Origin of the sequence: Shewanella sp. SR43-4 (genome assembly GCF_014163845.1) — a bacterium.
GTDB classification, from domain to species: Bacteria; Pseudomonadota; Gammaproteobacteria; order Enterobacterales; family Shewanellaceae; genus Shewanella; species Shewanella vesiculosa.
In genome coordinates this window covers 26036-33095 of the sequence record NZ_JACJEB010000025.1, presented here as the reverse complement: position 1 = coordinate 33095, position 7060 = coordinate 26036, and the positions used below count along the sequence as shown (strand labels likewise).

Below are 7060 nucleotides of genomic sequence, written 5' to 3'. Positions count from 1 at the left end.
CAAACTTAAAACAAAGACAACAAATAAATAACAATTGATCATGAAATGCATCAAAAATTAATTTTTAATATTTACAAAAAAATTTAATAATTGCCCTAAAAATCATCAGAATGACATTTCAATATTATTGATTATTTATTCAAAAACTAACTCTCCTCCTATTTTATTAGCTGAATTCCATTCAAAAAACCTAATATAAACCGACATATGCTCTGCTAATTAGCCCTAAAAAAATCAAGATTGATTATATTTAACCCAATTATGACTCATTAAAGTTGGAGAGTTTCGAACATAGCAGACTGTCAATTCACATCACACACCGAAGGTGGAATGTTACATAAATGTAGCGTTTCTGATGTGACTGGCTGCTTTATAAATCGCAGAGTAGACATGAATAGAGGAGGTATTGAGGAAACGAACAAAAAAAAGGAGCCGAAGCTCCTTTTAATCAACTTACAGCAATAATTAACGAGTGCGTGGGCACACTTCATCAGCGCTGAAGAAGTAAGCAATTTCACGAGCTGCTGATTCAAGAGCATCAGAACCGTGAACTGCGTTTTCGTCGATGCTTGCAGCGTAATCACCACGAAGCGTGCCACGAGCAGCTTCAGCTGGGTTAGTTGCACCCATGATTTCACGGTTAGCTAGAACAGCGTTTTCGCCTTCTAACACTTGAACCATAACTGGACCAGATGTCATGAAAGACACTAAAGCGCCAAAGAAAGGACGTGCGCTATGCTCAGCGTAGAAACCTTCAGCTTGTTCTTTAGATAGGTGAACCATTTTAGAAGCGATGATCTTAAGACCAGCTGATTCAAAACGGTTGTAAATAGCGCCAATGTGGTTGTTAGCAACTGCATCTGGCTTGATGATAGAGAATGTGCGTTCGATCGACATAACGAGCTTCCTTAATGTGAGCAAGTTTAAAAAATTCGCGCGGATTATACGTAATTTCAGGGTATATTCCTAGCCATATCCGCTTAAGCAGTGATATTTCATCACTTAATTGCGTCATTTATATTAACATGGCGCAATTTATGCTCCATGAGCAAACATTCATCTTACTCTGCAGCCTTAACCGTTTTATTAATACTTTTTTCCATAAAGCTAATGATGGCGTCAGCAACGTCTTTTTGTGTCGCTTTCTCAATGCCTTCTAAACCAGGAGATGAATTGACTTCCATCACCACAGGACCATGATTTGAGCGCAGTAAATCAACGCCAGCAATATTCAACCCCATTGTTTTGGCGGCACGAAGTGCAACCGAACGTTCTTCTGGGGTTAACTTAACCAAAGTTGCACTGCCACCACGGTGCAAGTTAGATCGAAACTCACCCGGCTTTGCTTGGCGCTTCATCGCTGCTATCACTTTATCACCCAACACGAAACAGCGAATATCTGCGCCTTTGGCTTCAGCAATATATTCTTGTACCATGATGTTAGCCTTTAAGCCCATAAAGGCTTCTAGCACGCTCTCAGCCGCTTTGCGAGTCTCCGCTAATACCACGCCAATACCCTGAGTCCCTTCCAGTAGTTTAACCACCAAAGGTGCTCCGCCCACCATATCAATCAAATCAGGGATATCGCTCGGTTTATTGGCAAAACCGGTGATCGGTAAGCCAATCCCCTGCCGCGACAACAGCTGCATTGAACGCAATTTATCCCGTGAACGTGCAATCCCAATGGAGCCATTAACCGCATACACACCCATCATTTCAAATTGGCGTAATACAGCGGAACCATAAAAGGTTACTGAAGCGCCAATCCGTGGAATAACCGCATCAAAATGGCCTAAATCTTTGCCCGCCATATGAATGCTAGGCTTGGTCATATTAATATTCATATAACACTTTAACGGGTTGATAACCTTGACCTCATGTCCCCGGGCTAATGCAGCTTCAACTAAGCGTTTAGTAGAATATAATTGCGGGCCTTGAGACAGTATTGCAATGCGCACAGAGTGCTCCAAAAGAGAAATTTTCCGGCATCATACGCTGAGTATATTTAAAATCAATGACTGCTATATCCATAGATAAAAAAAGAGCCAATCCTAATAGATTGACTCTTTTTTTGTGACCAATTACTCACAATGAATAACGATTTTGATGGGTTAATCTACCAGTAAAGGCTAGCCTTCGCTCACCATGTTCACTGTGTATTTAGGGATATCGATGATCATATCGCAATCAACCACTTTAGCTTGGCAAGATAGGCGGCTTTCAGGTTCTAAGCCCCATGCTTTATCGAGCATGTCATCTTCTAGCTCATCACTTTCTTCGAGTTGATCAAATCCTTCGCGTACAACTACATGGCAAGTAGTACAAGCACAAGACTTTTCACAGGCATGTTCAATATGAATACCGTTACGCAATGCAACGTTTAAAATCGTCTCGCCTACTTCAGCTTCAAGTACTGCGCCGTCTGGACAAAGTTCTTGATGGGGTAAAAATACTAACTGTGGCATCATTTCACCTATATGTTGTCGACCGACTGCCCTTTAAGCGCCGCTCTAATAGAATTATCCATACGTCTTGACGCAAAATCTTGAGTCTTATCGTCGAGATTTGCAATTGCTTTTTCAATAGCATCAATATCGTCTTGTTGCGCGGCGGCATCAAGTTCTGCGATCGCTACCACTAACTGTTGACGTTCTTGCTCATCCAGTAGTGCAGCATCTTTAGCCAAGGCTGCGTTAAGGGATTCTATCACCCGCGCGGCTTCAACTTTTTGCTCTGCTAGCATACGACGAGTAATGTCTTCTTTAGCATACTTCATCGAATCTTTTAGCATGGTGGCGATTTCAGTATCGGATAAACCAAATGAAGGTTTAACTTGAATCGATGTCTTAACTCCAGTGGACTTTTCCATCGCAGTAACACTGAGCAGACCATCAGCATCGACTTGGAATGTCACTCGAATATGAGCAGCTCCAGCGGCGAGCGGCGGAATACCGTGCAGTGTAAAGCGCGCCAAAGAACGACAATCGTCAACCAGCTCTCGTTCACCCTGAACCACATGAAATGCCATCGCAGTTTGACCATCTTTAAAAGTGGTAAACTCTTGTGCCCGTGCAACTGGAATAGTGGTATTACGCGTAACCACTTTTTCAACCAAGCCACCCATGGTTTCAACACCGAGCGATAATGGGATCACATCTAACAGTAATAAGTCTGAATCGGGTTTATTGCCAACGAGAATATCGGCTTGAATAGCCGCACCAATGGCAACAACGCGATCAGGGTCAATTGAAGTCAACGGTGTTTTTTTGAAGAATATTTCAACTTGTTCACGAACTAAAGGAACTCGAGTTGAACCACCGACCATGACAGTTTCAATCACCTCATCCACGCTCACACCTGCATCACGTAAAGTGCGACGACAGCTACCAATGGTTTTTTTCACCAATGCGCCAATGAGTTCATTAAATAGGTTTTTATCGACACTACAGCTGACGGTTTGGTCGCCAATGACAACAGAGGCTTCAACGCTGTCATTTTCAGTTAATGCTTCTTTGACCCGGCGAGCCTCAATCTGTAACTGACGTGCTAACTGATTATTCGGCTCAGTGATGTTCCACGTTGTTTGCAAATGGCTAACAAGTAAATGATCAAAGTCATCACCACCCAAAGCAGAATCACCGCCTGTGGCTAACACTTCAAATACACCACGATTCAAACGCAGAACAGAGATATCAAAAGTACCGCCACCTAAATCGTAAATGGCAATCACGCCTTCTTGCTTCGAATCAAGTCCATAGGCAATAGCAGCAGCAGTAGGTTCGTTAAGTAAGCGTAATACTTTAACGCCTAATAATTCTGCAGCGTCTTTAGTACCTTGACGTTGTGCATCATCAAAATACGCAGGTACGGTAATGACCACGCCTTCTAACTCGCCACCTAACGTAGTTTCCGCTCGGGCAATTAAAGGTTTTAAAATTTCGGCAGACACTTGAATAGGATTAACTTGCCCAATAGGCGTAGTAAACACCGGCAAGCCGTTTTCACTCGCGTGTAAAGCGTAGGGTAATCGATGAACGCCAGACTGAATATCAGTAAGGCTTCGTCCCATAAAACGCTTAACCGAAACGATAGTATTTTGTGGATCTAATGCTGATTGTTGTTGAGCTTCGTAGCCAACGAGTACATTGGTATCACCATAATGCACCACAGAAGGCAAAGAATGACGTCCTTGCTCATCAGGCAAAGTCAATGCTTGAGCACTTCTTACCGCAGCAACAAGTGAGTTGGTGGTACCAAGATCTATTCCAACCGCAAGACGATGCTGGTGCGGTGCGGCGCTTTGGCCAGGTTCTGCAATTTGCAACAGTGCCATAGTGTTCCAACTTGTTGTGTTATCGATTAGCCAAGCTAATCATAAATAAGGTTCAGAATTTAAGGTAATTTAGTCGAGCAAGCTATCTTCAATACGAGCTAGCTCATCTTGCAATTTTGCCATAAATTTTAGCTTACGAATTTGATCAGCCGCTAATAATGCATCTGCATTATCATCACTGGCTAATAACGTCGCTAATTTAACCGATAATACCGACTCAAACTGTGCAAATGAATCATACAGCTCATCAATTGAAGACTGCGGATCACTGCTATGAGTTATATCTTCAAGCGCTTCACGCCACTCCATTTGTTGCATCAAAAATGTACCATCTTTGAGCGTAGTGGTTTCGTGGCTTAATTCAATACCACGCAGGCTCAACATATGTTCAGCACGGCGTAAGGGATTTTTTAACGTTTGATAGCCGTCGTTAACTTGTGCAGTACGCTGAACAGATAGCAGCTTTTTTTGCTCGGTATCATTCGCGAATTTATCGGGATGGACCGCCCGTTGCAGTTCGCGGTAGCGCTCTGCAAGTAAGGCGGTATCGATATCAAAGGCAGGTGCAACATTAAACAGATCGAAATAATTCATGGGCAGATATCATGCTTACTGTTTGATATAAAACGACTTAACAGGTGAATAATGGTTAAACAGTGAAACTTTCACCGCAACCACATTCACCCTTTGCGTTAGGATTATTGAACTGAAAACCTTCGTTTAGGCCTTCTTTGACAAAATCAAGTTCAATACCTTGCAAATAAATGAAGCTTTTGGCATCGATGATGATATTCACACCATCGATGTTATAAAGCTCATCATCGTCATTGAGATCATCAACGAACTCAATGACGTATGCCATACCTGAACAACCTGATGTTCTCAACCCAAGGCGCAAGCCGAGGCCTTTCCCGCGATTAGCAAGAAACGATCTTACTCGATCAGCCGCAGCGGGGGTCATTGAAATAGCCATCTTAACTCCAGGTATTACTTAGCTTGTCTGCTTTTATACTCTTCAATTGCTGCTTTAATGGCGTCTTCAGCCAAAATAGAGCAATGAATTTTAACTGGCGGTAGTGCTAGTTCTTCAGCAATGTCAGCATTTTTAATGGTCGCTGCTTCATCAACACTCTTGCCTTTAACCCATTCAGTCACTAATGAGCTTGATGCAATTGCGCTGCCGCAACCATAAGTCTTGAATTTTGCATCTTCAATAATGCCATCAGCATTAATTTTAAGTTGCAACTTCATTACGTCACCACATGCTGGTGCACCAACCATACCGGTAACAATTGATGGGTCGTTTTTATCAAATGAACCTACGTTACGTGGGTTTTCATAATGATCGATTACTTTTTCGCTATAAGCCATGATACTGCTCCAAAATCTGTGTCGTTATCAGTTTACGAATAATGGTATTACACTTATTTAACCATCTAAATTAGTGATGTGCCCATTGAACTTGATCCAAATCGATACCATCTTTGAACATCTCCCATAATGGAGACATTTCGCGTAACTTATCGATAGATTCAGTTATCGTTTTGATAGCATGGTCAATTTCTTCATCGGTAGTAAAACGGCCGATTGAGAAACGAATTGAGCTGTGTGCCATTTCATCGTTTAAACCCAATGCACGTAATACGTAGCTTGGCTCTAAACTTGCTGAAGTACAGGCTGAACCAGAAGAAACCGCTAAGTCTTTTAAGGCCATCATTAACGATTCACCTTCAACAAAGTTGAAGCTCACGTTAAAAATACCACTGTAGCGTTGTTCCATATCACCATTGATATAGGTTTCTTCTATGTGTTTAATACCGTTCCATAACTTATCGCGAAGGCGAGTAATACGCTCGCTATCAGCAGCCATGTCTTGTTTGGCAATCACAGCAGCTTCACCTAAACCAACGATTTGATGAGTTGCTAATGTGCCACTGCGCATTCCGCGCTCGTGTCCACCACCGTGCATTTGCGATTCAAGACGAATACGTGGCTTACGGCGAACATATAATGCGCCGATACCTTTTGGTCCATACATTTTATGGCCAGAAATCGAAATCAAATCAACTTTAGTGGTTTGCACATCAATCGGTAATTTACCCGCACTTTGGGCAGCATCCATATGGAAGAAGATGCCCTTTGCGCGGCATAACTCACCAATGGCATCGATATCGTGAATCACACCAATTTCGTTGTTCACGTGCATAATGCTGACTAAAATAGTGTCATCGCGCATCGCCGCTTCTAAGCGTTCCATTGGGATGATGCCATTATCATCAGGAACCATATAAGTGACTTCGTAACCTTCACGCTCTAACTGACGGCACGTGTCTAACGTAGCTTTATGTTCAGTTTTGCTGGTAATGATGTGCTTGCCCTTTTTATGATAAAAATGGGCAATACCTTTAATCGCAAGGTTACTTGATTCTGTCGCACCTGAGGTAAATACAATCTCACGGTGATCAGCGTTGATTAAATCAGCAACTTGATTACGGGCGATATCAACCGCCTCTTCAGCTTGCCAACCATAACGGTGTGAACGCGATGCTGGATTACCAAATACGCCATCCATCGTCATGTGTTGCATCATTTTTTCAGCAACACGCTTGTCTACAGGCGTTGTTGCGGCATAATCTAAATAGATAGGAAGCTTCATAATACACTCCGTACTCAGCAGTCTCAGATGAGGCTACATACAACGTACAAATAATAATGATATATCAATCA

General features: G+C 42.4%; 8 protein-coding genes. All 8 read right to left on the bottom strand.

Going from position 1 to position 7060, the window contains the following annotated elements; translation table 11 throughout:
- Positions 1 to 465: 465 nt before the first annotated feature.
- The 8 genes from ndk to H5123_RS19345 all read right to left on the bottom strand — a co-directional run bounded on the left by ndk (position 466) and on the right by H5123_RS19345 (position 6989).
- On the bottom strand, positions 466 to 897 hold the full coding sequence (gene ndk, locus H5123_RS19380) for a nucleoside-diphosphate kinase (RefSeq protein ID WP_124016072.1): 432 nt from the start codon (positions 895 to 897) through the stop codon (positions 466 to 468).
- 164 nt (positions 898 to 1061) lie between these two features.
- Entirely contained in the window at positions 1062 to 1958 is an 897-nt protein-coding gene (gene rimK, locus H5123_RS19375; protein ID WP_124016073.1) for a 30S ribosomal protein S6--L-glutamate ligase, read from the bottom strand.
- A gap of 171 nt (positions 1959 to 2129) precedes the next feature.
- A complete protein-coding gene (fdx, locus tag H5123_RS19370; protein WP_124016074.1) occupies positions 2130 to 2465 on the bottom strand; it encodes an ISC system 2Fe-2S type ferredoxin in 336 nt (111 codons plus the stop codon).
- 8 nt (positions 2466 to 2473) lie between these two features.
- The gene (gene hscA, locus H5123_RS19365; RefSeq protein ID WP_182699010.1) at positions 2474 to 4333 is read right to left on the bottom strand and encodes a Fe-S protein assembly chaperone HscA; all 1860 of its coding nucleotides are present in this window, start codon (positions 4331 to 4333) and stop codon (positions 2474 to 2476) included.
- Between the two features lie 69 nt (positions 4334 to 4402).
- Positions 4403 to 4927: a co-chaperone HscB gene (gene hscB / locus H5123_RS19360; RefSeq protein WP_124016076.1), complete on the bottom strand. Its 525-nt coding sequence runs from the start codon at positions 4925 to 4927 to the stop codon at positions 4403 to 4405.
- Between the two features lie 55 nt (positions 4928 to 4982).
- Positions 4983 to 5306, bottom strand: a complete 324-nt coding sequence (iscA, locus tag H5123_RS19355) for an iron-sulfur cluster assembly protein IscA (RefSeq protein ID WP_124016077.1) — start codon at positions 5304 to 5306, stop codon at positions 4983 to 4985.
- 14 nt (positions 5307 to 5320) lie between these two features.
- Positions 5321 to 5704 carry a Fe-S cluster assembly scaffold IscU gene (iscU, locus tag H5123_RS19350; RefSeq protein ID WP_124016078.1) on the bottom strand — a complete coding sequence of 128 codons (384 nt, stop codon included), beginning with the start codon at positions 5702 to 5704 and terminating at the stop codon, positions 5321 to 5323.
- A gap of 70 nt (positions 5705 to 5774) precedes the next feature.
- The gene (locus H5123_RS19345) at positions 5775 to 6989 is read right to left on the bottom strand and encodes an IscS subfamily cysteine desulfurase (protein ID WP_124016079.1); all 1215 of its coding nucleotides are present in this window, start codon (positions 6987 to 6989) and stop codon (positions 5775 to 5777) included.
- Positions 6990 to 7060: the final 71 nt, after the last annotated feature.

Excerpts from the sequence above, each read along its gene's own strand:
- ndk (WP_124016072.1), bottom strand. The coding sequence starts at position 897 with ATGTCGATCGAACGCACATTCTCTATCATCAAGCCAGATGCAGTTGCT.
- iscU (WP_124016078.1), bottom strand. The coding sequence starts at position 5,704 with ATGGCTTATAGCGAAAAAGTAATCGATCATTATGAAAACCCACGTAAC.
- H5123_RS19345 (WP_124016079.1), bottom strand. The coding sequence starts at position 6,989 with ATGAAGCTTCCTATCTATTTAGATTATGCCGCAACAACGCCTGTAGAC.
- fdx (WP_124016074.1), bottom strand. The coding sequence starts at position 2,465 with ATGCCACAGTTAGTATTTTTACCCCATCAAGAACTTTGTCCAGACGGC.
- hscA (WP_182699010.1), bottom strand. The coding sequence starts at position 4,333 with ATGGCACTGTTGCAAATTGCAGAACCTGGCCAAAGCGCCGCACCGCAC.
- hscB (WP_124016076.1), bottom strand. The coding sequence starts at position 4,927 with ATGAATTATTTCGATCTGTTTAATGTTGCACCTGCCTTTGATATCGAT.
- iscA (WP_124016077.1), bottom strand. The coding sequence starts at position 5,306 with ATGGCTATTTCAATGACCCCCGCTGCGGCTGATCGAGTAAGATCGTTT.